Origin of the sequence: Cyanobacterium sp. uoEpiScrs1 (genome assembly GCF_947331815.1) — a bacterium.
Classification (GTDB): domain Bacteria; phylum Cyanobacteriota; class Cyanobacteriia; order Cyanobacteriales; family Microcystaceae; genus Rippkaea.
This window is the reverse complement of the sequence record NZ_OX373462.1, coordinates 281,025-305,071: the sequence shown is the minus strand read 5'-3', so window position 1 is coordinate 305,071 and position 24,047 is coordinate 281,025. Positions and strand designations below refer to the sequence as shown.

At 39.3% G+C, this 24,047-nt stretch carries 30 protein-coding genes; 9 read left to right on the top strand and 21 right to left on the bottom strand.

Annotated elements, in window-relative coordinates; all coding sequences use genetic code 11:
• Positions 1-99 precede the first annotated feature (99 nt).
• The 21 genes from OXU93_RS01095 to OXU93_RS00995 all read right to left on the bottom strand — a co-directional run bounded on the left by OXU93_RS01095 (position 100) and on the right by OXU93_RS00995 (position 17,166).
• On the bottom strand, positions 100-312 hold the full coding sequence (locus OXU93_RS01095) for a hypothetical protein (RefSeq protein WP_267383996.1): 213 nt from the start codon (positions 310-312) through the stop codon (positions 100-102).
• A 38-nt stretch (positions 313-350) separates the two neighbouring features.
• On the bottom strand, positions 351-704 hold the full coding sequence (locus tag OXU93_RS01090; protein ID WP_267383995.1) for a hypothetical protein: 354 nt from the start codon (positions 702-704) through the stop codon (positions 351-353).
• Complete coding sequence (locus OXU93_RS01085) at positions 694-1,071, bottom strand: hypothetical protein (protein WP_267383994.1); 378 nt, start codon at positions 1,069-1,071, stop codon at positions 694-696. The genes OXU93_RS01090 and OXU93_RS01085 overlap by 11 nt, the downstream gene beginning before the upstream one ends.
• A 175-nt stretch (positions 1,072-1,246) precedes the next feature.
• Positions 1,247-1,585, bottom strand: a complete 339-nt coding sequence (locus OXU93_RS01080; protein ID WP_416378773.1) for a 2Fe-2S iron-sulfur cluster-binding protein — start codon at positions 1,583-1,585, stop codon at positions 1,247-1,249.
• A 42-nt stretch (positions 1,586-1,627) separates the two neighbouring features.
• Positions 1,628-1,987: a HesB/IscA family protein gene (locus OXU93_RS01075; RefSeq protein ID WP_267383993.1), complete on the bottom strand. Its 360-nt coding sequence runs from the start codon at positions 1,985-1,987 to the stop codon at positions 1,628-1,630.
• Between the two features lie 100 nt (positions 1,988-2,087).
• A complete protein-coding gene (locus OXU93_RS01070) occupies positions 2,088-2,831 on the bottom strand; it encodes a HesA/MoeB/ThiF family protein (protein ID WP_267383992.1) in 744 nt (247 codons plus the stop codon).
• Between the two features lie 8 nt (positions 2,832-2,839).
• A complete protein-coding gene (gene nifW / locus OXU93_RS01065; RefSeq protein ID WP_267383991.1) occupies positions 2,840-3,169 on the bottom strand; it encodes a nitrogenase-stabilizing/protective protein NifW in 330 nt (109 codons plus the stop codon).
• Between the two features lies 1 nt (position 3,170).
• On the bottom strand, positions 3,171-3,401 hold the full coding sequence (locus OXU93_RS01060) for a CCE_0567 family metalloprotein (protein ID WP_267383990.1): 231 nt from the start codon (positions 3,399-3,401) through the stop codon (positions 3,171-3,173).
• 117 nt (positions 3,402-3,518) lie between these two features.
• Positions 3,519-3,989: a NifX-associated nitrogen fixation protein gene (locus OXU93_RS01055; protein WP_416378789.1), complete on the bottom strand. Its 471-nt coding sequence runs from the start codon at positions 3,987-3,989 to the stop codon at positions 3,519-3,521.
• A gap of 93 nt (positions 3,990-4,082) precedes the next feature.
• A complete protein-coding gene (gene nifX / locus OXU93_RS01050; RefSeq protein ID WP_267383987.1) occupies positions 4,083-4,505 on the bottom strand; it encodes a nitrogen fixation protein NifX in 423 nt (140 codons plus the stop codon).
• Positions 4,506-4,571: 66 nt separating this feature from the next.
• Positions 4,572-5,951: a nitrogenase iron-molybdenum cofactor biosynthesis protein NifN gene (gene nifN / locus OXU93_RS01045; RefSeq protein ID WP_267383986.1), complete on the bottom strand. Its 1,380-nt coding sequence runs from the start codon at positions 5,949-5,951 to the stop codon at positions 4,572-4,574.
• A gap of 93 nt (positions 5,952-6,044) precedes the next feature.
• On the bottom strand, positions 6,045-7,457 hold the full coding sequence (nifE, locus tag OXU93_RS01040) for a nitrogenase iron-molybdenum cofactor biosynthesis protein NifE (RefSeq protein ID WP_267383985.1): 1,413 nt from the start codon (positions 7,455-7,457) through the stop codon (positions 6,045-6,047).
• 425 nt (positions 7,458-7,882) lie between these two features.
• Positions 7,883-9,418 carry a nitrogenase molybdenum-iron protein subunit beta gene (gene nifK, locus OXU93_RS01035; protein ID WP_267383984.1) on the bottom strand — a complete coding sequence of 512 codons (1,536 nt, stop codon included), beginning with the start codon at positions 9,416-9,418 and terminating at the stop codon, positions 7,883-7,885.
• A gap of 138 nt (positions 9,419-9,556) precedes the next feature.
• Positions 9,557-10,993, bottom strand: coding sequence for a nitrogenase molybdenum-iron protein alpha chain (gene nifD, locus OXU93_RS01030; protein ID WP_267383983.1), 1,437 nt, complete (start codon positions 10,991-10,993; stop codon positions 9,557-9,559).
• Between the two features lie 168 nt (positions 10,994-11,161).
• Positions 11,162-12,028, bottom strand: a complete 867-nt coding sequence (gene nifH / locus OXU93_RS01025; RefSeq protein WP_267383982.1) for a nitrogenase iron protein — start codon at positions 12,026-12,028, stop codon at positions 11,162-11,164.
• Positions 12,029-12,425: 397 nt separating this feature from the next.
• Positions 12,426-13,313 carry a Fe-S cluster assembly protein NifU gene (gene nifU / locus OXU93_RS01020; RefSeq protein ID WP_267383981.1) on the bottom strand — a complete coding sequence of 296 codons (888 nt, stop codon included), beginning with the start codon at positions 13,311-13,313 and terminating at the stop codon, positions 12,426-12,428.
• A gap of 57 nt (positions 13,314-13,370) precedes the next feature.
• Positions 13,371-14,576: a cysteine desulfurase NifS gene (gene nifS / locus OXU93_RS01015; protein WP_267384725.1), complete on the bottom strand. Its 1,206-nt coding sequence runs from the start codon at positions 14,574-14,576 to the stop codon at positions 13,371-13,373.
• A 55-nt stretch (positions 14,577-14,631) separates the two neighbouring features.
• Complete coding sequence (locus tag OXU93_RS01010; RefSeq protein WP_267383980.1) at positions 14,632-15,015, bottom strand: 4Fe-4S dicluster domain-containing protein; 384 nt, start codon at positions 15,013-15,015, stop codon at positions 14,632-14,634.
• A 28-nt stretch (positions 15,016-15,043) separates the two neighbouring features.
• Positions 15,044-15,208: a hypothetical protein gene (locus tag OXU93_RS01005; RefSeq protein ID WP_267383979.1), complete on the bottom strand. Its 165-nt coding sequence runs from the start codon at positions 15,206-15,208 to the stop codon at positions 15,044-15,046.
• 3 nt (positions 15,209-15,211) lie between these two features.
• Positions 15,212-16,663: a nitrogenase cofactor biosynthesis protein NifB gene (nifB, locus tag OXU93_RS01000; protein WP_267383978.1), complete on the bottom strand. Its 1,452-nt coding sequence runs from the start codon at positions 16,661-16,663 to the stop codon at positions 15,212-15,214.
• A 350-nt stretch (positions 16,664-17,013) separates the two neighbouring features.
• The gene (locus OXU93_RS00995; protein WP_267383977.1) at positions 17,014-17,166 is read right to left on the bottom strand and encodes a hypothetical protein; all 153 of its coding nucleotides are present in this window, start codon (positions 17,164-17,166) and stop codon (positions 17,014-17,016) included.
• A 654-nt stretch (positions 17,167-17,820) separates the two neighbouring features.
• Between OXU93_RS00995 and cysE the strand changes: the two genes are divergently transcribed.
• The 9 genes from cysE to OXU93_RS00950 all read left to right on the top strand — a co-directional run bounded on the left by cysE (position 17,821) and on the right by OXU93_RS00950 (position 23,946).
• A complete protein-coding gene (gene cysE, locus OXU93_RS00990) occupies positions 17,821-18,483 on the top strand; it encodes a serine O-acetyltransferase (RefSeq protein WP_267384724.1) in 663 nt (220 codons plus the stop codon).
• A 15-nt stretch (positions 18,484-18,498) separates the two neighbouring features.
• Positions 18,499-18,777 (top strand): Asr1405/Asl0597 family protein, encoded by a 279-nt coding sequence (locus OXU93_RS00985; RefSeq protein ID WP_267383976.1) that lies wholly within the window; start codon positions 18,499-18,501, stop codon positions 18,775-18,777.
• 110 nt (positions 18,778-18,887) lie between these two features.
• Positions 18,888-19,100 carry a DUF2949 domain-containing protein gene (locus OXU93_RS00980; RefSeq protein ID WP_267383975.1) on the top strand — a complete coding sequence of 71 codons (213 nt, stop codon included), beginning with the start codon at positions 18,888-18,890 and terminating at the stop codon, positions 19,098-19,100.
• A 64-nt stretch (positions 19,101-19,164) separates the two neighbouring features.
• Positions 19,165-20,298 (top strand): homocitrate synthase, encoded by a 1,134-nt coding sequence (gene nifV / locus OXU93_RS00975; RefSeq protein WP_267383974.1) that lies wholly within the window; start codon positions 19,165-19,167, stop codon positions 20,296-20,298.
• Positions 20,285-20,596, top strand: a complete 312-nt coding sequence (locus OXU93_RS00970) for a nitrogen fixation protein NifZ (RefSeq protein ID WP_267383973.1) — start codon at positions 20,285-20,287, stop codon at positions 20,594-20,596. The genes nifV and OXU93_RS00970 overlap by 14 nt, the downstream gene beginning before the upstream one ends.
• Positions 20,597-20,697: 101 nt before the next feature.
• The gene (nifT, locus tag OXU93_RS00965) at positions 20,698-20,898 is read left to right on the top strand and encodes a putative nitrogen fixation protein NifT (protein WP_267383972.1); all 201 of its coding nucleotides are present in this window, start codon (positions 20,698-20,700) and stop codon (positions 20,896-20,898) included.
• A 157-nt stretch (positions 20,899-21,055) separates the two neighbouring features.
• Positions 21,056-21,652, top strand: coding sequence for a (2Fe-2S) ferredoxin domain-containing protein (locus OXU93_RS00960; protein ID WP_267383971.1), 597 nt, complete (start codon positions 21,056-21,058; stop codon positions 21,650-21,652).
• A 6-nt stretch (positions 21,653-21,658) separates the two neighbouring features.
• Complete coding sequence (locus tag OXU93_RS00955) at positions 21,659-22,063, top strand: ArsC/Spx/MgsR family protein (RefSeq protein WP_267383970.1); 405 nt, start codon at positions 21,659-21,661, stop codon at positions 22,061-22,063.
• 1,181 nt (positions 22,064-23,244) lie between these two features.
• Entirely contained in the window at positions 23,245-23,946 is a 702-nt protein-coding gene (locus OXU93_RS00950; protein ID WP_267383969.1) for a phosphate ABC transporter permease, read from the top strand.
• Positions 23,947-24,047 lie beyond the last annotated feature (101 nt).

Sequence of the window (24,047 nt, the reverse complement as noted above, 5' to 3'; positions counted from 1 at the left end):
AAAGAAAAAGTGGGCATCACCCACTTACATCATAGTGTCGTCACATTGGTCAGATTCATTAATATACTTTTTAACGACTTTTTTAATATATAATTAAAATTATTCTTCTACAATTTGACCAGGTTTAAAAAACCAGATAATCCAAATACTTAGTATTAATTTAAGAACAGCTGAAGTCATCATAAACAACAAAAATATAGCCAAACTTCCCGCCATAATCGCTGCTAGTTTATGAATCTCGTCTCGACCTTTTAATCTGATCCAACTAGCAGTGATCCCGACAATTAACAATAAACAGTAAACAGCAATCATAATTTTAATTCACCTCAATGCCATTAAAACAGTTTAATTTAGTCTATGTGAGGTTCAATATTAGTGGCAATCCAATACAACTCTAACCAGAGTCTGGGGTTCTTTTTTTTAAGATTAGACAAAGGATCTTTCACAATTCTTGTTGCATTTAGACAAACAACTTCAATTAATCCCAAATTCTCAGCAAGTTCTTTTAATTCCTTTTGATATAAAAGAATATTCTTTCCTGTTCTTGCGGAATAATAAATTGCCAGATAATGATAAAATTTATCTTGTCTTTCCGCCCAACTATCAACAACGGTTAGATAACAACTACTCAATAAGTATGAAATATGGGGATAATACTTATTAACAAGACAAACATATTCCTCGAGGAGTTTATCACGAATCACTGCTACAATCCCTCCACTTTAAACTATGAGATAGATCAGAAAATAGAGAAGCTTTAATGCAATGGTTTCTGATTTTGGTGCATTTGTTAAAAAACACACTTTTATGACTTATACAATCCTTGAGGGGATACTCAGAAAACTGAAAGGCCACCTCATTAATAGGACAATTATCACTGATTTTCGGACAGAACTTAGGTTTGAGGCAAGACAATTTAACAGTTTTGTGGTTTTTGCGAGATAATTCCAATTCTTGTCCAAAAATAAACTCGCTATAGTCAGCTACATTATCTAGTCCCAACAAATTGAGTAAAATCTCTCCCATCATCCAAAATGTTGTTTTGAAGACAAATGTTTTCCATTTGAGCATAGCCACACCTCAACAAAAATACCGTGCATAATGTCCACAATATATAACTCCTAAAAAAGTATAGAAGGGAGAAAAAGTCGCAGATTTTAGGAATAAACTACGACTTTAACAGCAGATGATGAGGATAAAACTGGAAAAGATAATGATTTACGCTAAGTAAGGTTCCTGATGAGTCTTATAAGTAAGGTTCCTGATGAGTCTTAATCGTACAATCAGAGCGAGGATAAGATACACAAAGAAGTGCCCATCCATTTTCAATTTGCTCATCATCCAAAAAGCTTTGATCTTCTTGGTCAATTTCTCCTTCTACAATTCTACCAACACAGCTGGAACAACCTCCCGAACGGCAAGAAGAAGGTAGGTCAATGTCATTTTCTTCAGCAAAGTCCAGAAGATACTGATCCTCTGGGACTTCTAAAGTTACGTCCATTTCTGCAATTTCTTCTTTCTTACCCGTCTCTTTATTTTTTCTTTTGGCAACTTTCATGAGACGAACTTTGTAAGTAGTAGTCATGTGTGTTCTCCTCCATTTAAGAACAGTAATTGGAAACTTGAATTAGCTACAGGGGGTGGCTTTACTACCGCAATCTCCTGATGAGAAAGACTTTCCACACCCACAGGTATCACTAGCATTAGGATTGGTAAAGATAAACCCGCTTTGGGTTAAACTGTCTACAAAATCGATTACTACCCCCTTAAGAAGAGGTAAACTCTGGGAATTAACATAAATGGGAACATCTCCTTGTTCAAAGAACATGTCTTGATCATCTGGCTGTTTGATTAAATTGAGGGTATATTTATAACCGCTACAGCCACCATCTTCAATTCCAACACGAACTCCTGTTACTTTAGAACCTTTTTCTTCTAAGAAAGTACGAAGTCTAAAAGCTGCTTTTTCAGTTAAACTAACTGTCATAATTCATCTCCATGTTTCAGTTGATAATTGCCGATTGCTTGCAAAGCTGTTCAGGTGAGCACTGTCAGTATGTTTTAGGGGATTGTCTCAGCTAAATTCTTTAGATAAAATTACCGCAGACTGGGCAGTTAGGATCATGATAGGGACGACGTTTTGCAAAGGTTGCACTCGCTAAATTCATGGTTAATAATTGTCCTGTCAATGGCTGTCCTAATCCCGTAATCAATTTCACAGCTTCTAGAGCGGCTAAACATGCTAGGGTCCCCGAAACAGCCCCTAAAACTCCGAATCCCCAACGGTCCCAGATTGGTTTTTCAGGAAAAATACATGATAGACAAGGAGTCTCGCCGGGTACAATCGTAGTTAGATAGGCTTCCATCTCACTCATAGCCGCTTCTACCATCGGGATCTTTTGTCGCACACAGGCGGCATTCAGGGCCTCACGCTCGTTGAAGTCAAATGCACAGTCGAGAGCAATGTCGGCTTGTTGTATCAGATCATGGATATTTTCCGGGGTCACAAATTCAGGTATAGCTTCAATTTCTACATCAGGATTGATTTCTGAAAGAGTTTCCCTAGCTTTAAAAACTCTAGGCTTTCCTACCCAATTATCAGTCATCAAAATCTGACGATTTAGGTCATCTCGACGAAGATTGCCCCCTCGAACTAGAACTAACTTGCCTATTCCCGCTACAGCTAAGTAAAGAGCAACAGTTCCACCCAATCCCCCAACTCCTGTGACAATAGCAGTCGTGGCTTTTAGTTTTTTTTGTCCCTTTTCACCAAAGCCATCTAATTGCATTTGGCGAGAGTAGCGTTCTAATTCGACGGGGGTCAGTTCCATGATGTTTCCTAATTCTCAATAGCTAAATCGTCGAGTAAGACTATGTTTTTAGGGGCGTCCTTGAAAACTTTAAATAGCTTAGTTTCCAGAGGGCTAGAAGTTTTGAATAATTCATAAGCTTCCTGAAAAGCTTCACCATATTTAGCTAACTTTTCTGATTCGTTGATATCAGGAAATGCCTTATCAACGGCAGCAATAAGAATAGAAAACTGTTTTAAAATATGAAGCCTATTAACATTAACAAAACTGGGATCATATTGGATTTCAAAAAACTCTAAAAAGTCTTCTGCGTTAGTTAATTTAGCAAACTGTTCATAGGTTTTTTCCGTACCAGCCATTTTAAAGTTCCTCCCAGGTTTTCAATTGTTTTTTGAGTTTATCCAGTTCAAGATAAATATCGTAAGTTTTCTGAGCCATTTCTAGCAAGGTTTCGTAACTTGTTGGTAAACCTTCTGCTAGATCGTGTAAATCCATTTTTTGCTGACCCGCTTTGGAATTGAGTCGTTTAATGGATTTTTTGAGAGCTTCTATAGCTTCTGGTGCTGGTTTAGCAGTTTTTGCTTCTCCCATTTTTACTCAACTATTCTTTAACAAACCGTTAGCGATGAACAATAATTACGTAAAGATTGTTCAATAATAGTTAAAAACTCTTGGTTTAATAGAACAAATCTTGACAGCTTTTGATCGTTAAAACCTAGCTACTTCAGGAAAATGTTGTACAATTTCGATGCCGGATTGAGTGATTTTTTCTCCTTGATCTGCTAATTTCTCCAAAGAGTTAAACCCAAAACGATGAGCATCTCTCAACGTCCGACAAACCGTCATTAAGCGACCACTCCAGACTAAGGCCCAACCAAATCCCTCATGATTCAGGTCGACTATCACCTGACACAACTGGGACGTTTCCTTTTCAATCAAACTAGCAATAGCACGATAAAAACAAAGAATTCTCAATTTAGTGGCTGGATCAATATCTCCCTCTAGAGAAATTTCTCGTTTCTGTTTTTTATTAATTACATAGGGTCCAAGGACTAATTCATCAGTCCAACTTTTATAAACCCCATAGTGATCATAGGCACGAATTTGTCTAACTAATTCTTGTAAGAAGGGACTATCCGAAACCGAAAGTGTCGACTGTTCTGAATTAGTTGCGGTCATCATAGCAGCTCCCTGATGTTAATTAACGACTGAAAATTGATAGCCAATAATGAACTCTAGATTATCCACCATATACTATCAAAATAGTATTAACTATATAGCTGAAATTTCCTCTTCATCCTCATCTTCAAAGTCCAAAGGTTCAGACTCTTGTTTAAGAACTTTACGTAACCAGGGGGGAGGATTTCCCTTTAAAGTTTTTACCAATTCTGTCAGTAATTCCTCAATAGTTTCTGATTCGCTCCTAGCTTTAACTGGGGTAACATTGCTACGAATTAATCGAGCCGCTGCACTACCACCAATAGCAGCAACATAAATAATTGTACATCCTTTGAGCGCTTCAAGTTTAGGGTTTATTTTGTCTTCATTTCCATCTTCTTTTAAGTCTCCTGAAAATTGTAAAGTTTTATCAAAACTAAATCCTTCAGTTGTAACATCATAAATATCAATCTCCTTCGCCCAGCCAAAATGGGCATTAATATGAATCCTATTACTAGTGGTAAATGCAACTTTCACGGTGGTCCTCCTTTTAGAACTAAAAAAAATTACTGGAAACTTTTGAAAAGTCATCAAGCAAAGAGATTAATGACTACTTAATATTGATGGATGAGGTATGTTAGTTTCTTCGTTTAACAAAATATTGCCAACATCAAATAGAAATCGCATTGTTCCACGATATCCAACTAAACACCGTTGACCATTACCCAATTTATCAAAAACTGGGTATCCCATACGATATAGGGGGATTTTTAATCGTTCCGCTAAAGCAGTTCCGTGGGAGTTAGTAATGATTAAATCTGACCCAACCGCTAAATCCTCTAAGTCTTCCAAGTCACCAATAGTAACAGTATCGATGGGCAAATCTTCCAAAATTGGGGACCTAGTGGTAGTAACGGCTGCGGAAACCTTAGCTCCCATATCATTGAGTAACCAAGCGGTTTGATAGAGTAAGTCTGGTTCAAGCGCTAAAGCTATCTTTTTACCTCCAAAATAGAAATGGGTATCAAGGATAGTATCTTGAAGTTGACGACGTTGGCGTTGGAATAAAGCAGGGATATTAGGAATGATAGGAAAATGGTGATCGCAGCGGGAAGTAACAATTTGGGACAAACGCCACAAAAAACTATCAACTGCTTCTAGTCCAGCTAAACGGGGGAACACCTCATACTTTGTACCGAAACGTTTCTCTAAGATTCGAGCTGCTCCACGCATGCTTTCCCCGACTGCTAGGGTAAAACTGGAACGAGGCAAGGATCGTAATTGGGAAACTGTTGTTCCCCCTCCTGTGATAGTTTGATACCCATCTTCAAGATGCCCATCGAGAGATCTCGATAAATCAGGGATAGCTAAAGGAGTCAGTCCAAATGCTTCAACCATTGCCTTGATTTCTTCCATATCTCCCGGAGATATAAAGGAAGCAGGCAAAATATTGACCTGAGGTTGGGGATAGACTACCGAACTGAGAGACGCTTCCCCAGGGTAGGCATTGTAGTCTAAAGTGACAATTTGTTCCACCGCAGAGGCGAAACCATCTTGCAGAGAGCCACTATAATCCGGAGTAGAAACATAGACAATAGGTAAACTGTCCAGTTCAGGATGACGTTCTCGAATAGTTTTGAGGATGCGCTTCATATCATCCCCTCGTGTCTCCGTTAATCCTGTAGTAAGTAAACCAATAATATCAGGATTGTTTTTCTCAACAATAGTCAAAATCGCCTGTTCAATATTTTCTTCGCCCCCTAAGATAGTCGTTACCTCCGTCATAGCGGTCGTTGACAGAGGAATAGCTTCACGAAAATGGCGCACCAGGACAACTTTGGCAAAAGCAGTACATCCCTGCGCCCCGTGGAATAAAGGCATCATCCCCTTTAATCCTAAAAACGCCAAGGACGCGCCTAATGGTTGACTCATTTTAAGGGGGTTGACAGACAGGGACTTGTTTATATTAACAACGGTGGTCATTTTGGTTAAAAGTTAAAATAGTTTAGCCTTGGGACTCGACAGTTCATAATCATTAAATCAATAGTTCTAGAAAAATCTCATAATCTTCACCATCTATTCTGCTTCGAGATTTAGTAGATCTTCATGTTCCTGCTGCCAAATTTCCCAGGGAGCTGGTTGACGAACCTGTTGCCAAATAGGACTATGTACTGCTTCATCTAATTCCCTAGCCATTTCAATCATTCCTACGTAGCCTGCATAGGAATGATGACGTTCTTGGTTAATATCTAAAAAAGGAATTCTCGCTTTGAGGGCAGTATATTGATTGCGACCCCCTGCTACCAACAAGTCTGCTTTCGTTTGTTCTATAACCTGTAAGAGTTCAGTTGCATTACCCTTTTCGAGCATAATACCGTCTTCGCCTAAAAGATTCTTGATTTTTGCTTTATCTTCTTCTGTACTCTTCTTTGTGCTGGTTGCTACTACTTCCATCCCTAAATCCTGTGCTGCCGAGACAATAGACCAACTTTTGACCCCTCCAGTGTAGAGAACCATCCGTTTGCCCTTAAGGCGTTTACGGTAAGAAGCTAATGCTTTATTTAATTGCTCAGTTTCAGTTTTAATCAATTCTTCAACCCGTTGTTGCAAGACAAGGTCGCCAAGCTTAGCAGCAATATTGCGCAAACAACGATTCATGTCTGCAATGCCATAGAATGACTCCTCGATGTAAGGAATGCCGTAACGTTCCTCCATTGTTGTAGCCATGTTAATTAAAGCTTTGGAGCAAATTATCACATTGAGTTTTGCGCGATGAGAATAGCATACTTCCTCATAACGCGCATCCCCTGTGATCTTTGCCATTACTCGAATACCAACTTTCTCGAACAGAGGCAAAACACCCCACATCTCTCCGGCGACATTATATTCCCCAATTAAATTAATATCATAATCGGTAGTATATTCTGGCTCACGGGTTCCTACAACGTATTGCAATAACGCGTCCCCGCCGAGGCGATTACCTAAGTTTTTACTACCTACAAAGCCAGGAGAATGAACAGGAATAATGGGGGTCTTATACTTAGTAGTAGCAGCTTTACAAACTGCATCCAAATCATCCCCAATCAGAGCGGTAACACAGGTAGAATAAACAAAAACTGCTGCTGGATTATAACGTTTTATTAATCGGGCGATCGCCTTATAAAGTTTTTTTTCTCCACCAAAAATAACATCATTTTCCGATATATCCGTGGTAAACCCCATTTTATAAGTCATGGGACCACTGCTAAGACTACCACGACTATTCCAGCTGTTACCGGAACAAGCGATAGAACCGTGAACCAAATGAGCTGCATCTGTGATAGGAACTAAAGCTATAGACGCTCCATCGAAGGCACAACCTCCCTGAGCCGCCCCAGGTTGAGCTTGTTGTTTACAGGCTTTATTTTTTCCTTGTCCTTCTTTCTTATGGTTATGTTCACAACCAGGTTGGGTGAGTAGTTCCGAGATTTTGCCTTTCGTGAGTTTCATAATTGATTGCCGTCTATTCTTGTTACCAACTAAAAGGGGTGAATGGGTCAGTATGAAGATGAAATCGCACTGATCTTTAGTCTTCCCACAAATAAACACATTCACTGATATCTGTATCTTCACCATGGACTATGTAGACCATAGACATAGATGTTTAGCGTCACAAACTCCAGTTAGCTTTAAGTTTTTACAATGGAAGTTGAATATATTTAAAATATATAACAATATCCCATTCAAAGAGACAGACACAGAAAACTAGCAAATAATCATGAGCAAGGCTGCCCATCCCTTGCAGAAGTGATGGGTGGAAAGAACTGAACTAAACCACAGTTCGTAGGGATCTGAAAAAGGGAGGGGAGGGGAGAGGGAGAGTGATTACTCCCTGAATCTTCCTAAATCTCCCTTGTTTTCAGATTTCTTCGTGATTAACGAACTAAATCAAAAGAAATATCCGTTACAGAAGGAATATCAGTTTTACGATCTAACGATTCAAGTACCCCATTAGCAATCCAGTTGAGTAAGTTGATAGCACCTTCATACCCAATGGTGGAATAGCGATGTAAGTGGTGACGATCAAAGATCGGATATCCAATACGGATTAAAGGAGTTTTGGTATCACGCTCAAGATACTTGGCGTAGGAATTACCAATCAAGAAATCAACAGGTTCAGTGAACAGTAAGGAACGAAGATGCCATAAGTCCTTACCACCCCAGACAGTAGCTTGTTGTCCGAAGGGGCTAGACTCTAGAAGAGCTTTCGCTGCAGCTTCGAACTCCTTGTTGCTGTTATTAACCAAAACGTGAACAGGCTCGATACCCATTTCTAACATGAACTGTAATAAGCCCATTACTAGGTCGGGATCTCCAAAAACTGCAGCCCGCTTACCATGTACCCAAGCTTGGGTATCGGTCATTGCGTCAACCGCGCGTCCACGAGCTATTTCAAGTTCTTTGGGAATGGAATTGCCAGTAAGTTCGGACAAACCCATTAAGAATTCGTCAGTACCTTTGATACCCCAAGGAAGATAATTAAGAACTTTTTGTCCCCATTCTTTCGAGATGTATTCACGAGTTTTAGGAGTGGTATGAGTTTGAAGGGTAACAGTTGCTTCAGCATTGATGGAGTCAGCAGCAAGGTCTAAAGGTGTTCCTTCTTGGTACATTTTGAACTCCCCTAAGTTAGGAGAATCAAGGTACATTTCGGTGTCACCTAAAATGACAGCATTAACTCCCATGGCAGCTGTCAAGCTTTTAAGTTGCCGAAGATTTCCCATATAGGTTTCAAACCCGGGAATGAAATTGATAGTACCATTGGTAGATCCCTTCTTTTTACCCTCAGTCAAGGTAGCAAGAATTGATTTCATCATGCTGTCATAACCAGTGACGTGAGAACCCACAAAACTAGGAGTATGAGCGTAAGGCACAGGGAAATCACTAGGTATAGAACCATCTTGACGAGCAGTTTCTACGAATGCACCCAAGTCATCCCCAATTACTTCTGCCATACAAGTAGTACAGATAGCAATCATTTTTGGCTTATAAAGGGCATAAGCATTCAGTAAACCATCAATCATGTTTTTTAATCCACCGAAAACAGCAGCGTTTTCAGTCATGGAAGAAGAAACGGCACTAACAGGTTCTTTGAAGTGACGGGTTAAGTGGGTACGGAAGTAAGCTACACATCCTTGAGAGCCATGAACAAAAGGAAGTGTTCCTTCAAAACCAACAGCAGCTAATAAAGCACCAAGGGGCTGGCAAGCTTTAGCGGGGTTGACAGTTAAAGCCTCACGAGCAAAGTTCTTTTCGCGGTATTCCCAGGTTTTTGTCCACTCAGCGATCTCTTCAACCTTCTCAGCAGAAGGCATTCCTTCAAACTGTTTTTTGTTTTCAAACAGTTCTTTATACTCAGGCTGGTGGAACAGATCAACGTGGTCCTTAATGTTATCTACATTTTGAGCCATTTTGGTAACTCCTGTATAGGTAGGGTTGAATATCGATTAATTGGCACATTTCTGAAGAGAGGGGGCATGGAGAACTATGAGACAAAATGTGCCTAGTCTCTCGTTTTTCCTTCGTCCCCCGTGTCTTCTTTTATCCCTCTATTTATTCCAAGGGGTGCCAACTAATCCCCAAGTTGGACTGTTAAGGGCTAAGTCCATGTCACGGGCGAAGATAGCGAAGCCATCATAACCGTGATAAGGTCCTGAGTAATCCCAAGAGTGCATTTGACGGAAAGGAAGAGCCATCTTTTGGAAGACATACTTCTCTTTAACCCCAGAGGCTACTAAATCAGGCTTAAGTTCTTTAACGAATTCTTCGAATTCGTAAGCAGTCGCATCATCATAGATGAGGGTAGCATCATCAACATACTTAGTTGTACGTTTGTAATCATCCCCGTGGGCGAACTCATACCCAGTTCCAATCATCTTCATCCCTAAGTCTTGGAAAGCAGGAACAACGTGACGAGGACGTAGTCCACCAACCATCATCATGACAGTTTTGCCTTCTAAACGAGGACGGTACTTCGCTAAGATGTCATCGCACTGTTTTTGGTACTTTTTGATCACTTCTTCAGCTTTCGCTTGAATAGTTTCATCAAAACGCTCAGCAATGGTGCGTAAAGACTCGGCAATTTTAGTAGGGCCGAAGAAATTATACTCTAACCAAGGGATACCGTATTTTTCTTCCATATGACGACTAATGTAGTTCATGGAACGGTAACAGTGGATGAGATTTAACTTAACGTTGGGGGTAGCTTTCATTTCAGTGAAAGTACCATCACCAGACCACTGAGCAACAACACGGAGTCCGATTTCTTCAAGAAGAATACGGCTAGACCAAGCATCCCCACCAATGTTATAGTCACCAATGATCGCGACATCATAAGGGCTGCTTTCAAACGGTGCATTCTCTTTTTCCGCAGTGGGAAAAACCCAGTCGCGGATCATGTCGTTAGCAATGTGGTGTCCTAAGGACTGAGAAACCCCACGGAACCCTTCACAACGAACAGGAACAACAGACTTCCCTATTTCTTTGCTCTTAACACGAGCGACAGATTCAATGTCATCTCCGATTAATCCAACGGGACATTCTGATTGGACAGAAACACCGCCATTAAGGGGAAATAACTCTTCAATTTCATCGATGATTTTATTGAGTTTTTTGTCTCCACCAAAAACGATATCCCGTTCTTGGAAATCGGAGGTAAAGTTCATGGTGCCGAAAGTATCAACTCCAGTGGTTCCGATATAGTAGTTACGACGACCGGACCAGGAATAGTAACCACAACCAACAGGACCGTGGGAGATGTGGATCATATCTTTGATAGGACCCCAAACTACTCCTTTTGATCCAGCATAAGCACAACCACGAGTGGTCATTACACCAGGTAGGGATTGCTTGTTGGATTTTACTCCACAATCATCTTTACCTTCTTCGTAAACGTTGAGATGCTTCTCACGTTTTTTAGCGGTTTTTTCAGGGTATGTCGCTAGGACATCCTTAATGAGCTTTTTATTCTCTTCTACTGTTGCCATGATGTTTCTCCGTAGAGTCGTAAAGGACGAGAAATCTAGGAATAATCGAAAAAAGAGGGAAGGCAAACTGTGAGTTAATAGTTAATAGTTGTTGAATTTTTCCCTATTGACTATCTTTTATCCACTTTTGCCTTGGCGATCCTCTATTCCGACCAAGCGGTACTCAGCCTAAGGGGTAGCTTTATCAGCTGCGAGAATTTGCTGATACTCTTCTTCACCACCGAGGATACCGAAGTCAACCAATAACTGTTCGAGTTCTTCCATGGAAATAGGAGTAGGAATGACCAAGTTAGTGTTGTTCTCAATTTTGTTAGCTAACTGGCGGTATTCATCAGCCTGAGGGTGATCAGGTGAGTATTCGATAACAGTCATACGACGTAATTCAGCTTCTTGTACCTGCTTAGAACGAGGTACGAAGTGAATCATTTGAGTTCCAAGACGACGAGCCAACTCTTCGATTAACTCAGCTTCACAGTTAACGTTACGGCTGTTACAGATTAAACCACCTAAACGTACTCCACCAGTGTGAGCATACTTAAGAATCCCACGAGCGATGTTGTTAGCCGCATACATCGCCATCATTTCCCCAGAAGTAACGATGTAGATTTCTTGTGCTTTTCCTTCACGGATAGGCATAGCGAAACCGCCGCAAACAACGTCTCCTAATACGTCATAGGATACGAAGTCTAGGTCTTCATAAGCACCCTCTTCTTCGAGGAAGTTGATGGCAGTGATAATACCACGACCAGCACATCCAACTCCAGGCTCGGGACCACCGGACTCAACACACTTGATTTTTTGGTATCCTTCAAGTAGTACTTCGTCTAGCTCAATATCTTCAACGGTTCCCCGTTCTGCTGCTAAGTGAAGAATGGTAGTTTGTGCTTTAGTGTGTAGCATCAAACGGGTAGAATCAGCTTTGGGGTCACAACCAACAATCATAATACGGTTGTTTTCACCGAGTGCAGCAAGGGTATTTTGAGAAGTAGTAGACTTACCGATACCGCCTTTTCCGTAGAATGCAATTTGACGCATTGTTGACTCTCGCTTGTTAGACAATAAATGTGTAAGGGAGGGAAGTATTAACCTATCTTAACGAAAAAATAAGTAGTGAGAAGCATATCCCATTTAAATTTCGATTTTTACGTCAGATCGGAAATTTCTTCCACATAGAAGCTAAATCTTAGTTAAGAACAGCTTCCCCCGAAGGGTGGCGTTGTAGAGAAACAAACCAAACCTAATCAAAGTCTAGTTATGAGCAAGTAAATAAACTACGCTCGTCACCATCTTTCTTTGGTGGTGGATCCTCTCCAAACGTCTGGCGAGAAGCGACGCCTATGGTGGAGATCGCTCTCGACCTTTTTTAGTTATTAACATGGGCTTTAGGTAGTTGTAAGTGAATTGTTGATAGTTTGTTCGATGTGCTAATTTGTTATACAGAAATGACGATTAGTTCCGGAGAAACACGATCACGTAATCTGGACTCAATTACATTTTTTAACGTAGCAGCACTGCTTGGACAGGAACTACAGGCTCCTTTAAGAGTGACTTTAACTAATTCTCCTTCTACATCAAATAAGTCTACATCCCCTCCATCCTTTACTAGGTCCAGCTTAACTTCTTCTTCAAGAACCTGTTGAATAAGGGTGATTTTTTGTATATTTGTTAAAGGTGTGGTAGGAACAATTCTTTTTGAGATAGCGATTTCTGTTGCTGCTTCTACTGCTATAGTTTCTTCTTCTACAATCTCAGCCAGAATATCATCGATATCGGGCAGACAGGCACCACAACCGCCACCTGCTTTGATATAATTAGTGATTTGTTCAGTAGTAGTTAGACCATTCTCGAGAATAATGCGACGGACCTTAGCATCGGTTACTCCAAAACAACGGCAAACTAAAGATCCTTCGTCGTCTTTGTGATTATCTAAAGGAATCCCTCTATAGTTAGATATAGCCGCCTCTAATGCTTCTTGTCCCATAACAGAACAGTGCATTTTCTCTTCAGGTAGTCCACCTAGGAATTCAGAAATTTCCTTATTAGTTAGTCCAAGAGCTTCATCGAGAGTCTTGCCTACCAATAATTCTGTTAATGCAGAAGAAGAAGCAATTGCCGATGCGCAACCAAAAGTCTGAAACCGTGCATCTAAAATGATCTGAGTACTTTCATTAATTTTAAGATGCAATCTCAGCGCATCACCACAAGCAATACTCCCCACTTCTCCAGTTGTAATGGACTCTCCTACTTCTTTTTCCGTAATTGTCCCTTGGTTCCGAGGGTTATAGAAGAGTTCCATTACCTTGTCTGTGTAATCCCACATTGTCTTTTCCTACTCTTAGTATTGATTTAGTATTGATGATGAGCTAATAGTTATTCTTTAATATTTAGCTAAAACTGTCTGTTTTCGCTCGACAAGCCAACCAGCATCATCGCTAGTGAACGGAGACAGGGCACGAAGGCGATCAATAACTCCTGGAAGTACTTCAAGTACTTTCAGGATTTGATCCTGAGTAGTAAAGCGGGACAGACTAAAGCGAATAGATCCATGAAGCACGGTATAAGGGAGTCCCATTGCCTGTAATACATGAGAAGGTTCTAAAGATCCAGAAGTACAAGCAGAACCAGAAGAGGCGCAAATTCCATGTTGATTCATAGATAAAAGAATAGCTTCCCCTTCGACGAATTTAAAGCCGATATTTGAAGTGTTAGGAAGTCTTTGCACGGCATGACCATTAAGCACAGTATCAGGAATAGTTGTCAATATGGCTTGTTCCAGATAATCTCGTAATTCTTTTTCCCCAGTTCCCATAATCAAACAAGACTCAGCCAACTCAGCTGCTTTTCCTAGGGCGACAATACCAGGAACGTTTTCAGTTCCTCCACGACGACCTCTTTCTTGATGCCCACCAATCAGCAGAGGACGAAACCTTGTACCTCGACGCACGTACAAGGCTCCAATTCCTTTAGGAGCATGAATTTTATGACCGGATAATGTCAACATATCAATAGTGCTTTCTTGCATGTTGAGGGGGATTTTTCCCACTACCTGCACTGCGTCAACATGAAATATTGCTCCATACTCCTTAGCCAGTTGCCCAACCTGTTCTATGGGAAAAATAACACCGGTTTCGTTGTTGGCATACATCAGAGTGACCAATGCTGTATTTTCGGTCAGAGATGCCTTATACTCTGAAAAATCTAACTGCCCCTGGTTATCAACTGACAAATAAGTGACAGTATAGTTTTGACGTTCTAAATTCTTGCAGAGATTAAGTACTGCCGGATGTTCGACTTTACTTGTTATGATATGACGTTTGTTGGGCTGAGCTAGAAGAGCAGCGCGAATAGCAGCGTTATCTCCTTCAGTTCCACAACTGGTAAAGATAATCTCAGAAGGGTCCGCTCTCAATAAGGAAGCCACTTGCTCTCTACCAGTTTTTACAGCAAGTCCTACTTGCCCACCAAAGGTGTGCATGCTAGAGGGATTACCATAATATAGAGTCAAATAGGGCAGCATAGCTGCAAGAACTTCCTCGTCAACTTGTGTAGTAGCGTTATTGTCTAGATATACACAGTCTTTCATTACAAGGTACCCATAAATAAATTCCGTGGCAGAAGCATAAATATTGGAACTAGAGTCAGATTCTGATCGTGCTCTGAGATAACAAGGAAACCATTTCTTTTGAGTAAGCGTCAAACCAACCTTTCCAATAAAGTTGACTCTGTCTGGTCTTAAGCCGTTTTAATAAGGTGTGATAACGATTAAACCAACTCTCCCAATAATCAGCATAATCAGTTTGTGATCGATTCGAGGCTACAAAACCATAGGACTCACTGGGCAAACAGCCTGTATTAGTAGGGCATACGGCAGCACACTGTGGGGTTCCATAATAGCCATGACAGTGGTTACAAGCGGTAGAGTCAATGAGCAAAACACCATTATCAAAAGAGATAGCATTGGTAGGACACCCAACGCGACAACGATCACAGGCAATACATTCAGACGTTATGGTATAACTCATGACACTACCCTCGTTTAGTTTAGTTCTGTCAGTTGCTACCCATGTTAGGTAAACAGCTATAATCTTGAGAAAATCCTGCACAGGGTGGAATTCTATGGTCATCGACGCAACTATAACAGGTACTTTGAACGTTATCGTCTATCGAAGAAACGGTGGAATCTTGCACAGAAGAGGTGATCATAGAATTCATCATCTATCATATTCCTATTGATTCATTTGTGAACTGCTCATAGAAATCTAGGGCTACTTTGTCGATAACATCGTAGGCTTCAAAGGGTTCTAACCCAGCTTTACGTAATTCTTCTTGAGGGCAAAGACCGATCTTAGCAGCGAGTACTCCTTTGCAATCAGCAATTGTTTTGATGATGTGCTCAAGAGTCGCTTTCTCACCGTATCCAGTTTGACAATAATGATCAACTTTACGATGGGCTACGAAGTTGACGTCTACACCATCAACCTCAAATATTTGAAATTCCTTAGCGTGACCGAAGTGTTGGTTAACTAATCGATTTCCTTTCGTTGCTACTGCAACAAGAATCTTAGGACCTTTTTTGACTACTTCAGCCGCTTTGGCAGCCTTAGCAGCTTTTACCTCAGCTGTAAATTTTTCAATATCCTTGTGAACTTCTTGACGGGTCGCTAGATCATATTCAGGCGTCATCTCAAGGAACTTGTCCTTTGTGAATTCTTGAGAACGGTCTTCTCCCAACAGCCCTACTGCATCTGCTCGACATTGACGACAATGACGCATCATTTTCATATTGCCAGAACAATTATCCTGAACCATTTTAAGTTCTTTAGGACTAGGACCTCGTTGCCCAGTTAACCCAAAGTGAGTTCCATGTTCAGGAGCGCTGATTAAAGGCATAATATTGTGTAGAAATGCACCCTTAGAACGAATAACCTCGTTAACTTCTGCTAGATGTTTATCGTTAATCCCAGGTATCATAACTGAATTAACTTTACAAAGGATGTCTGCCTCCCTAAGGGCATCGAGAGATTCCATTTGTTTTTCATATAGAATTCTGACACCTTCAATTCCCTTGTAACGCTTGCGATTGTAACGTACCCAAGGATATATTTTTTCCCCAATCTTAGGATCAACCATATTAATGGTTAAGGTAACATGATCGATCTTTAGTTCTTTGATTTTATCAATGTACTCCGGCAGCATCAGCCCGTTGCTCGATAGACATAACTTGATGTCGGGAGCTTGCTCCGCTACTAATTCAAAAGTACGAAAAGTTTGTTTGGGATTTGCTAAAGGATCACCAGGACCTGCAATACCCAATACGGTCATCTGGGGAATTTTTCCAGCAATGACCAAGGCCTTATGAGCAGCTTCTTCGGGAGTTAGAACTTCACTAACCACTCCGGGGCGACTTTCGTTTGCACAATCATATTTGCGGTTACAGTAGTTACATTGAATATTGCAAGCAGGGGCAACTGCTACATGTAACCTGGCATAGTGATGGTGTGCATCCTCACTATAGCAAGGATGTTTAGCAATCCGTTCCTGAATATTTTGGGGGACGGATTGGGGGGCAGAAGAATTGCAGCCACATGGTCCTGAAGTTTTTGAAGTAGATGGAGCAGTCGTCTTTGCTGCTGATGAGTCAGGGTTGGTTAGACCAGTTGATTGTAACATTGAATTCCGTGGGGTAAGAGGTGGCTAAGAAATGACTTAAGAGCATCTAAGAGTATTTCTAAGAGCATTTGATGATTCGGCGACTTGTCGGGACTGATCACAACAAGGGGATAAAAACAATGACGATGAACTTGAACTTTCGTCCTTGGCTTCTGTACAAGTTATACCATCCTATTTTGTAGCTTTTGGTGTAAACGGTTGAGTTGGGATTAGTCAAATTAATTAGAATGTACTCAAATACTGAAACGACCTCCTCGTACCGCATAGATGCATATTATTTTTTTTTAGGGGTGTGGGAGCTAGTATTTTTAAGTCTAGGACTAAGTATTTTTTTCGAGGGATACATGTATTTATGCACTCAAAGCAAAATCCCCACCAGGAAGGGTTTTAAACACTTTTATGGTAGCTAGACTCCTTGTGGTTCCCATTAGTATTTTGCACTCAAACCCCTCCCACTGAGCACAACAAACAATAGGTTCATTGGTAATAATATAATTTTTCATCAATATGTTTTCTTTATTTTGCTTTTCTTTCCTATACTCCTATTTTATTCATGCCTCTTGTGGGTTTCCTTTCGTTTTTCAGCCATAAAAAACCGGAGTAAGCGTTCCGAAGCTCCTCCAGTGCTGTCACGGAATTCAATTCTGTATCTAACGTAACACTTTTTTTAAGATAAAGCTGAGTTTAACTTATGAACACCTAAAGCATTGCCTATTAAAATCTCTAAATGCCTTGTGCAATAAGGGATTTAACTGTTAAATGATGCTTATTTCTTGAGTTCTTTAGATTACGCCTTTAATTTTTCCTATTATAGGGTCTAAATCGTTACTATGATTGATGTTTGTGCTGAGTACACAAATGCCTTTACCTCTACCTATAAATACATAAGCCATGCACCTAAAATACTCATACCCTATACCCAAAAAATTTTTTTTAAAGCTTTAAACCATGAATATATAAACTTATTATAGATCTGAGTACATAAATGATTAGTAATGATAAATCTGACTTGCACTAATTGTCTTGAACTGTTCGAGGTAACTTGGTATAAGCATAACAACTAGGTCTATATAGAATCACGGAATTCAATGTTTGGATCCATACCACTTAGAAACGTCCGTTCTGAGAGTCGAGACAATCCCCCTAACGTCTTGACTATGACTTTGTCAGCTCCTTCCCATCCAACTCGACTGCCATTAAAAACTCTTTGGGAGGACTTTCAAGTTATTTTTTCTCGTGATCCGGCCGCCCGCAATTGGTTGGAAGTGATGTGTTGTTATCCAGGGTTACACGCTCTGGTATTGCACCGTATTTCTCATTGGTTGTGGCATTATGAAGTACCTTTTTTGCCACGCTTTCTTTCCCATTTAGGTAGATTTTTTACAGGTATTGAAATCCATCCAGGTGCTACTCTAGGACAAGGGATCTTTATAGATCACGGTATGGGAGTAGTTATCGGAGAAACTGCTATTATTGGTGACTATTGTTTAATTTATCAAAACGTTACCCTCGGTGGTACGGGGAAAGAATTCGGTAAACGACACCCTACCCTTGGTAATAACGTGGTAATGGGAGCGGGAGCTAAAGTTTTAGGAAATCTTGCTATTGGCGATCACGTTCGTATTGGAGCTGGTTCAATTGTTCTAAGAGATGTACCCAGTGACTGCACCGTGGTCGGTGTGCCTGGTCGAATTGTTTCTCGCAGTGGACATGGCTGCCCCCTAGAACACGGCAAGTTACCTGACGTTGAAGCACAAGTTATTCGGACCTTATTGGACCGAATTGAGCAATTGGAACAAAAGATACAAAACCTATCCTAACTCTACCTTAGTATTATGATTAGATCGTCTCGTCCCGATGCGTTAATCAGCCAAGTTGAGAAGATTTCTCGATGTGAACGCTGGTTACTCTATCGCCGTCTTGAGGAACTGATGATTCCCTGTTGGTGCCCCGATGACGGGTCTTTGTGGGTGGAGATCGAACACGGCATTGATGCAATTCTTTTGCACAGTACCGTCTACCAAGTAAGCGCCTCTCGCCAGGAGCTAGTCGACTGGCTTAGTCGTTGCTGGGAAGCGGCTGATATTCTCTCAACTCAATTCTACAATAGTTGAGAAAAATATTCTCAACCTCATTGTCTTTAGTGCCCTGTTTTTTTGTCCTTAACTCGTTGAGACCTAGTACTACCAGCTGATTGCGGAATAATTAATTTTTTAGTGCTGTCATGGAAGACCATTCAATCTCTAACGAATTCACTCAATTTTTACAACAAGAACTGTCTCTTTCCTCCGATGACCTAGCGGTTGCCTTAAATAATCGTCGACAACCAGGAGATCCTATTCCTATGTTGCTATGGCAATATGGATTAATTTCTAGAGGACAACTCCAACGAATTTGGGATTGGCTTGATGCTCAGATTCAATTTCAGTTTCCCTGAATATCATCTTAGCAAGCTCTGAATCTTAGTAAGTTCTTACCTGTAGTTGTCGAGACGTTAAGCCATGGACAAAACTTATATCAACGATACCACTCTCAGAGATGGGGAACAGGCAGCTGGTATCGTTTTCACGCCTGAAGAAAAAATATCTATAGCTAGTTTAATGGATGCTATGGGTATCTCTGAATTGGAAATAGGGGTTCCTGCTATGGGGGGAAGTGAAGCAGAAGCCATTGCCGCAATCACCAAGTTGGGATTAAAGGCTGACTTACTAGGTTGGAATAGAGCAATCCGCTCTGACGTAGAAGCTTCCATTGCCTGCGGACTAAAACGAGTCCATATCTCTATTCCCGTATCTGAGGTACAAATTCAAGCTAAGTTCAATGGGAACCGCTCTTTGGTTTTTACCCATCTAGAAAACACCCTTAAATTCGCAGTAGATAACGGTCTGTTTGTCTCTATAGGAGCAGAAGATTCTTCTAGGGCTTCAGAAGAGTTTTTGCTAGAAATCGCCTGTGCTGCGGAGGAATGGGGCGCATCTCGTTTTCGGTTTTGTGATACGGTAGGTATTCTCAATCCCCTCACCACCGCCAAAAAAATTGGGGATTTGGTAAAAAAGTTATCAATTCCCGTTGAGATACATACCCATAATGATTTTGGCTTGGCTACGGCCAATGCTTTGGCTGGCCTCCAAGCGGGAGCTACTTCCGTTAATACTACCGTTAATGGGTTGGGAGAACGGGCAGGAAACGCAGCTTTGGAAGAGATAGTCATGGCTCTTAAGCATCTTTATAAAGTGGATGTAAATGTTAATACCTGTCATTTGCGAGAATTATCTCAGCTAGTGATTGCTGCCTCAGGCCATCCAATTCCTCCTTGGAAGGCAGTAGTGGGAGATAATGCCTTCGCCCACGAATCAGGTATTCACGCCCATGGAGTCCTCAAGAATCCTCAAACTTATGAGCCCTTTTCCCCAGAGGAAATTGGTTGGCAAAGACAGTTAGTGGTAGGTAAGCATTCTGGACGACATTTAGTTGCTAACTTGCTAAAACAACACGGCATTACTTTAAATAGAGAAGAAGCCCAATTTGTTTTAGACGCAGTGCGCAGTTTGTCAGTTCAGATGAAACGAAGTTTGACAGTAGATGAATTGCTTAATTTAGTACCTCATAGGAGAATATCTCATGGGATTATATGATCCTGGCGAAATCGAACTCAATGATCCTCCGGTTTTTCAAATGGAGGAAAAAGTCCGCTTACGGAAAATGATTCGTAATGATGGTACATTCCCTGGGAAAGAAGTCGGCCAAACTTTAGCTAAAAAGGGAGATGTTGGCTATGTAGTTGGCATTGGTACCTACCTACAAAGTTATTATATTTATGCAGTGCACTTTATTGACAGTGGCTTTGTTGTAGGGTGTCGTCGCAAGGAATTAGAATCGGCGGAGGATCCTGAAACCCTCGAACGTCGTAAGGCAGAAATAGGTAACTATTGACCAATACACTAAATGGGGATTATAACTATCCATCAAACAGTTATAATCATGTCTTCTACATTAGTGTTGATTTGTCATTTTTTATTATTGGGAGTCAATTCATGAAAGTTATTTTAAGTCGCAATGATGCAGGCAGTTTATCTGTCTACGTTCCTAAAAAAGACTTAGAGGAAGTAGTTGTAAACGAAACTCCTACAGATGGGGGAAAAGTTTTAACTTTGGCTAATGGTTGGGATCTAAAGTTTCCCACTTTGACTGATGATACAAAGTTACCCCAGACTATGGAAGCAACAAAGCTATAATTACTGTGACTTTTTGAGAGGTAAAACGAAAGATAATCCCTCGAAAGGATTCTGAAACATATAAGGGTAGGAGACAGAGTTTTGACTGTCTCTGTTTCCCCTATCTAATTTTCTTTTATTACTCACTTCCTTATTCTCTAATATTGAGGGTTAAATCATGAATTCAGTACACTACCAATCCTTATCATTTCAATTAGAGGGCCAATTTGTTGGATTTATCAACAAACCTAATGGTAGATTAAAATCTTTGCGATTAATGCTCAATGATAAAGAGTTACATATTAAGCTAGATAAAGAACTGCGGTGTTCCCTAGAAAATGATTTATCTCTTGGTGATTGGATTCAGGTTTTAGGCAAAAGAAAATTTAAAGGTAGTTGTAATAATCTTAAATTCAAAGCATTTCAGGTAAATCGATTAAGTTGTAATATACAATGTGAAGGTAGTCTAACCCAAAATCATGAAGTAATCTATAAAAAGAGATTATCAGATTGTACAAAAAAAGGGAAGATTCTTTTATGCAATAAGTCTGGTTGTGCTAAAAATGGAAGTGAGAAACTTTACCAAGAACTCCAGAAGACGATCTATCGTTTAGGTTTAGAAAACTCTGTAACTATCCAAAAAACTAGCTGTCAGAAACGCTGTAAAAAAGCACCAAATATGATTCTGATGCCTAGAAAAGAAAAATGTAGCAACCCACAACCCAAGAGTATTGCTAATCTTCTTCGTGATCACTATTTAACTTCTATGGACTGATAAAAAATGGCTAACGTTATTTTCTATGAAAAACCAGGTTGTATTAATAATACAAAACAAAAGAGGCTTCTCCAAAATGCGGGTCATACTCTAGATGTTTACAATTTGTTAACAATTCCTTGGACTTTGGAAAAGTTACGCCCTTTTTTTGGTAATCGACCTATCCCAGAATGGTTTAACCCTACTGCACCCAAAATAAAATCAGGAGAGATTATTCCAAGAAATTTAGATGAAAGAACAGCTCTCTATTTGATGATAGCTAATCCTTTATTAATTCGCCGTCCTCTTATTCAAGTAGGAGAAGTTTGTCAAGTAGGATTTGATATAGAACAAATTAAATCTTGGATTGGCTTAAATGATTTAGGTTCAGTAATCGAGGATTTAGAAACTTGTCCTAATACTCACCAATAATTATTTGTGAGAGGCAGTTAAAAATACTAACTAGCATATTTATTCAATAAAATAAATACATTCTTTTATATTTAATAAAAGATTTCCCTCTATATTTATAGTATTCGGTAGTATTTTAGTTAAATTTTAAAGTACTAACTAATCAGTTTATTAAGATACTTTATTTTCTACTTGAAATGTTGTTTTGCAAAGATTATAAGATATCAATATATTTAGTTATATAGAAAGCAAGTTATTGAAACCGCAAAGTATAGTCGAAATTAAAATTTTTAAAATTACTAGCTATTAATTTATCATGTTGAATTTAAAAGACAATAATAAAATCAATAAATACAATTAATTTCAATACATTAAAAAGTAGTTATATAAAAAATATTTTAAATACCAATAAGTTCTAGTTTTTACTAAACAATAGAAGAATAAATATAATAAATTTATCTGTCTAAATAGTAATTTTCTGATTGAAAATCGTAGCTATTGAAAAGTATAATATGTGTGCTAAATAAGTAGATATTTATTGGTAAGTTTATAAATAATGTCCATATCGTATAATTTATTTCCTCACTCTTTACATTAATAATTATCTAGTAAATTTTTAAAAAAGTAATATAACTAATAACTAACGCTCAAATCTTTATTTATTAGTTATATTAGACTTGCAATTACAATAAATATCTTATTTCACAGTTGTTGTCTATTTAAAAACTCCTATTAGTACTATACTAATAAACACTATATTAGTAGCAGCAATAATATAATTATGGAGATAAAAAATTCCGAAAGTAGTCGTTGACATTGTGATTTATTACCCTTTTTTTGATTACATTAATCTTTTTAATAATTTCAAGGTTATTTTTGTCCTATTATATTAAATAATTACTAATCATCAGAGTTTACTCAAGAGCAGTTATGTAGATAATTTAGTCAGTTTTATACAATATTATTTAGATTCAAAAGAGTGATGTGTAATTAATCACACTACTTTTGGTTTATGCTACAGTATGTTTCAAGGAAAACAGATGACTAACCTAAATCAGCCAATTATGTTTTATTATTAAATAAACATACTAAATTCCTCGTAGTTTTACTACTTTATTTAAACAGCAATCCAATTTTTAACACCAATTCAAGGTAAATAATTAATTTAGGAATTTTATAATTTTCCAACCATCAAAATTTCAATGTTAATTCCTTTAACTCGCCAAGCACTTAAGAAAATAATTCCAGCTATTGCAACAGGAGCACAATATGTATCTTGTTGGGGGAGAGCGCGGGATGTTTTAAGACGATTATTAATTTCTGTGGTTGCTTTAACTGCTTTCTGGTTGATTGGAAAACTACTAGGCCCGGGCAGTATAACCATTAAACTTATTTTTGATATTATTGCCGGACTATATTGGCTATGGGCTCCCATTTACTGGGCAAATTTACGCAATACTAGTTACCGTCGCTTTCCCTACAGTGGATTCTGGCAAGGGCAAGTATTAGATGTTTATCTTACAGAAGAAATTGTTAGAGAAGAACAAACCGTTAATAAGCGTGGAGAATTAGTGCTAATTGAGAACCGAGAACGGCGTATTAATCTCGAAGTGGGCGATCACGAACAGTTTAGATCTAAGATCAAAGCTCCTGTTAAACAAATTTATAAGGTCATTAAGCCTGGAGATATAGCAGAAATGATAATCCTCTCAAAACAGTCAGATTTAAGTCAAATCGATGAGATTACAGATGTTTATCTCCCACAACATAATCTTTGGCTAGGAGAATATCCCTATTTACGTAGGGACATTTTTACGCAAGTAAGTGAGGAACTAGGGACAGTAAATAATCAACAAATGCTTCAAAGAAACTATCCTAATCAGATTAAACGGCGTAGACGTTAACTGCAAAATAATAAACAATATGTTAAGGTCGTTAGTTAACAAATTGACTATTCAGCTTAGGAACTTACTTAATGCTTTATTTTTTAAAAAAGTCTTAGAGA

What these genes read in the sequence shown, in the direction of transcription:
- OXU93_RS00960 (WP_267383971.1), top strand. Translation starts at nt 21,056, where the DNA reads ATGAATTCAGTACACTACCAATCCTTATCATTTCAATTAGAGGGCCAA.
- cysE (WP_267384724.1), top strand. Translation starts at nt 17,821, where the DNA reads ATGACTTTGTCAGCTCCTTCCCATCCAACTCGACTGCCATTAAAAACT.
- OXU93_RS01075 (WP_267383993.1), bottom strand. Translation starts at nt 1,987, where the DNA reads ATGACAGTTAGTTTAACTGAAAAAGCAGCTTTTAGACTTCGTACTTTC.
- OXU93_RS01070 (WP_267383992.1), bottom strand. Translation starts at nt 2,831, where the DNA reads ATGGAACTGACCCCCGTCGAATTAGAACGCTACTCTCGCCAAATGCAA.
- OXU93_RS01095 (WP_267383996.1), bottom strand. Translation starts at nt 312, where the DNA reads ATGATTGCTGTTTACTGTTTATTGTTAATTGTCGGGATCACTGCTAGT.
- OXU93_RS01060 (WP_267383990.1), bottom strand. Translation starts at nt 3,401, where the DNA reads ATGGGAGAAGCAAAAACTGCTAAACCAGCACCAGAAGCTATAGAAGCT.
- OXU93_RS00970 (WP_267383973.1), top strand. Translation starts at nt 20,285, where the DNA reads ATGGGATTATATGATCCTGGCGAAATCGAACTCAATGATCCTCCGGTT.
- nifT (WP_267383972.1), top strand. Translation starts at nt 20,698, where the DNA reads ATGAAAGTTATTTTAAGTCGCAATGATGCAGGCAGTTTATCTGTCTAC.
- nifN (WP_267383986.1), bottom strand. Translation starts at nt 5,951, where the DNA reads ATGACCACCGTTGTTAATATAAACAAGTCCCTGTCTGTCAACCCCCTT.
- OXU93_RS01010 (WP_267383980.1), bottom strand. Translation starts at nt 15,015, where the DNA reads ATGAGTTATACCATAACGTCTGAATGTATTGCCTGTGATCGTTGTCGC.
- OXU93_RS00980 (WP_267383975.1), top strand. Translation starts at nt 18,888, where the DNA reads ATGGAAGACCATTCAATCTCTAACGAATTCACTCAATTTTTACAACAA.
- nifV (WP_267383974.1), top strand. Translation starts at nt 19,165, where the DNA reads ATGGACAAAACTTATATCAACGATACCACTCTCAGAGATGGGGAACAG.
- OXU93_RS01085 (WP_267383994.1), bottom strand. Translation starts at nt 1,071, where the DNA reads ATGCTCAAATGGAAAACATTTGTCTTCAAAACAACATTTTGGATGATG.
- nifS (WP_267384725.1), bottom strand. Translation starts at nt 14,576, where the DNA reads ATGAAAGACTGTGTATATCTAGACAATAACGCTACTACACAAGTTGAC.
- nifU (WP_267383981.1), bottom strand. Translation starts at nt 13,313, where the DNA reads ATGTGGGATTACACAGACAAGGTAATGGAACTCTTCTATAACCCTCGG.
- OXU93_RS01055 (WP_416378789.1), bottom strand. Translation starts at nt 3,989, where the DNA reads ATGACCGCAACTAATTCAGAACAGTCGACACTTTCGGTTTCGGATAGT.
- OXU93_RS00995 (WP_267383977.1), bottom strand. Translation starts at nt 17,166, where the DNA reads ATGAAAAATTATATTATTACCAATGAACCTATTGTTTGTTGTGCTCAG.
- nifB (WP_267383978.1), bottom strand. Translation starts at nt 16,663, where the DNA reads ATGTTACAATCAACTGGTCTAACCAACCCTGACTCATCAGCAGCAAAG.
- nifK (WP_267383984.1), bottom strand. Translation starts at nt 9,418, where the DNA reads ATGGCTCAAAATGTAGATAACATTAAGGACCACGTTGATCTGTTCCAC.
- nifE (WP_267383985.1), bottom strand. Translation starts at nt 7,457, where the DNA reads ATGAAACTCACGAAAGGCAAAATCTCGGAACTACTCACCCAACCTGGT.
- OXU93_RS00985 (WP_267383976.1), top strand. Translation starts at nt 18,499, where the DNA reads ATGATTAGATCGTCTCGTCCCGATGCGTTAATCAGCCAAGTTGAGAAG.
- nifH (WP_267383982.1), bottom strand. Translation starts at nt 12,028, where the DNA reads ATGCGTCAAATTGCATTCTACGGAAAAGGCGGTATCGGTAAGTCTACT.
- OXU93_RS00950 (WP_267383969.1), top strand. Translation starts at nt 23,245, where the DNA reads ATGTTAATTCCTTTAACTCGCCAAGCACTTAAGAAAATAATTCCAGCT.
- OXU93_RS01005 (WP_267383979.1), bottom strand. Translation starts at nt 15,208, where the DNA reads ATGATGAATTCTATGATCACCTCTTCTGTGCAAGATTCCACCGTTTCT.
- nifD (WP_267383983.1), bottom strand. Translation starts at nt 10,993, where the DNA reads ATGGCAACAGTAGAAGAGAATAAAAAGCTCATTAAGGATGTCCTAGCG.
- nifW (WP_267383991.1), bottom strand. Translation starts at nt 3,169, where the DNA reads ATGGCTGGTACGGAAAAAACCTATGAACAGTTTGCTAAATTAACTAAC.
- OXU93_RS01080 (WP_416378773.1), bottom strand. Translation starts at nt 1,585, where the DNA reads ATGACTACTACTTACAAAGTTCGTCTCATGAAAGTTGCCAAAAGAAAA.
- OXU93_RS00955 (WP_267383970.1), top strand. Translation starts at nt 21,659, where the DNA reads ATGGCTAACGTTATTTTCTATGAAAAACCAGGTTGTATTAATAATACA.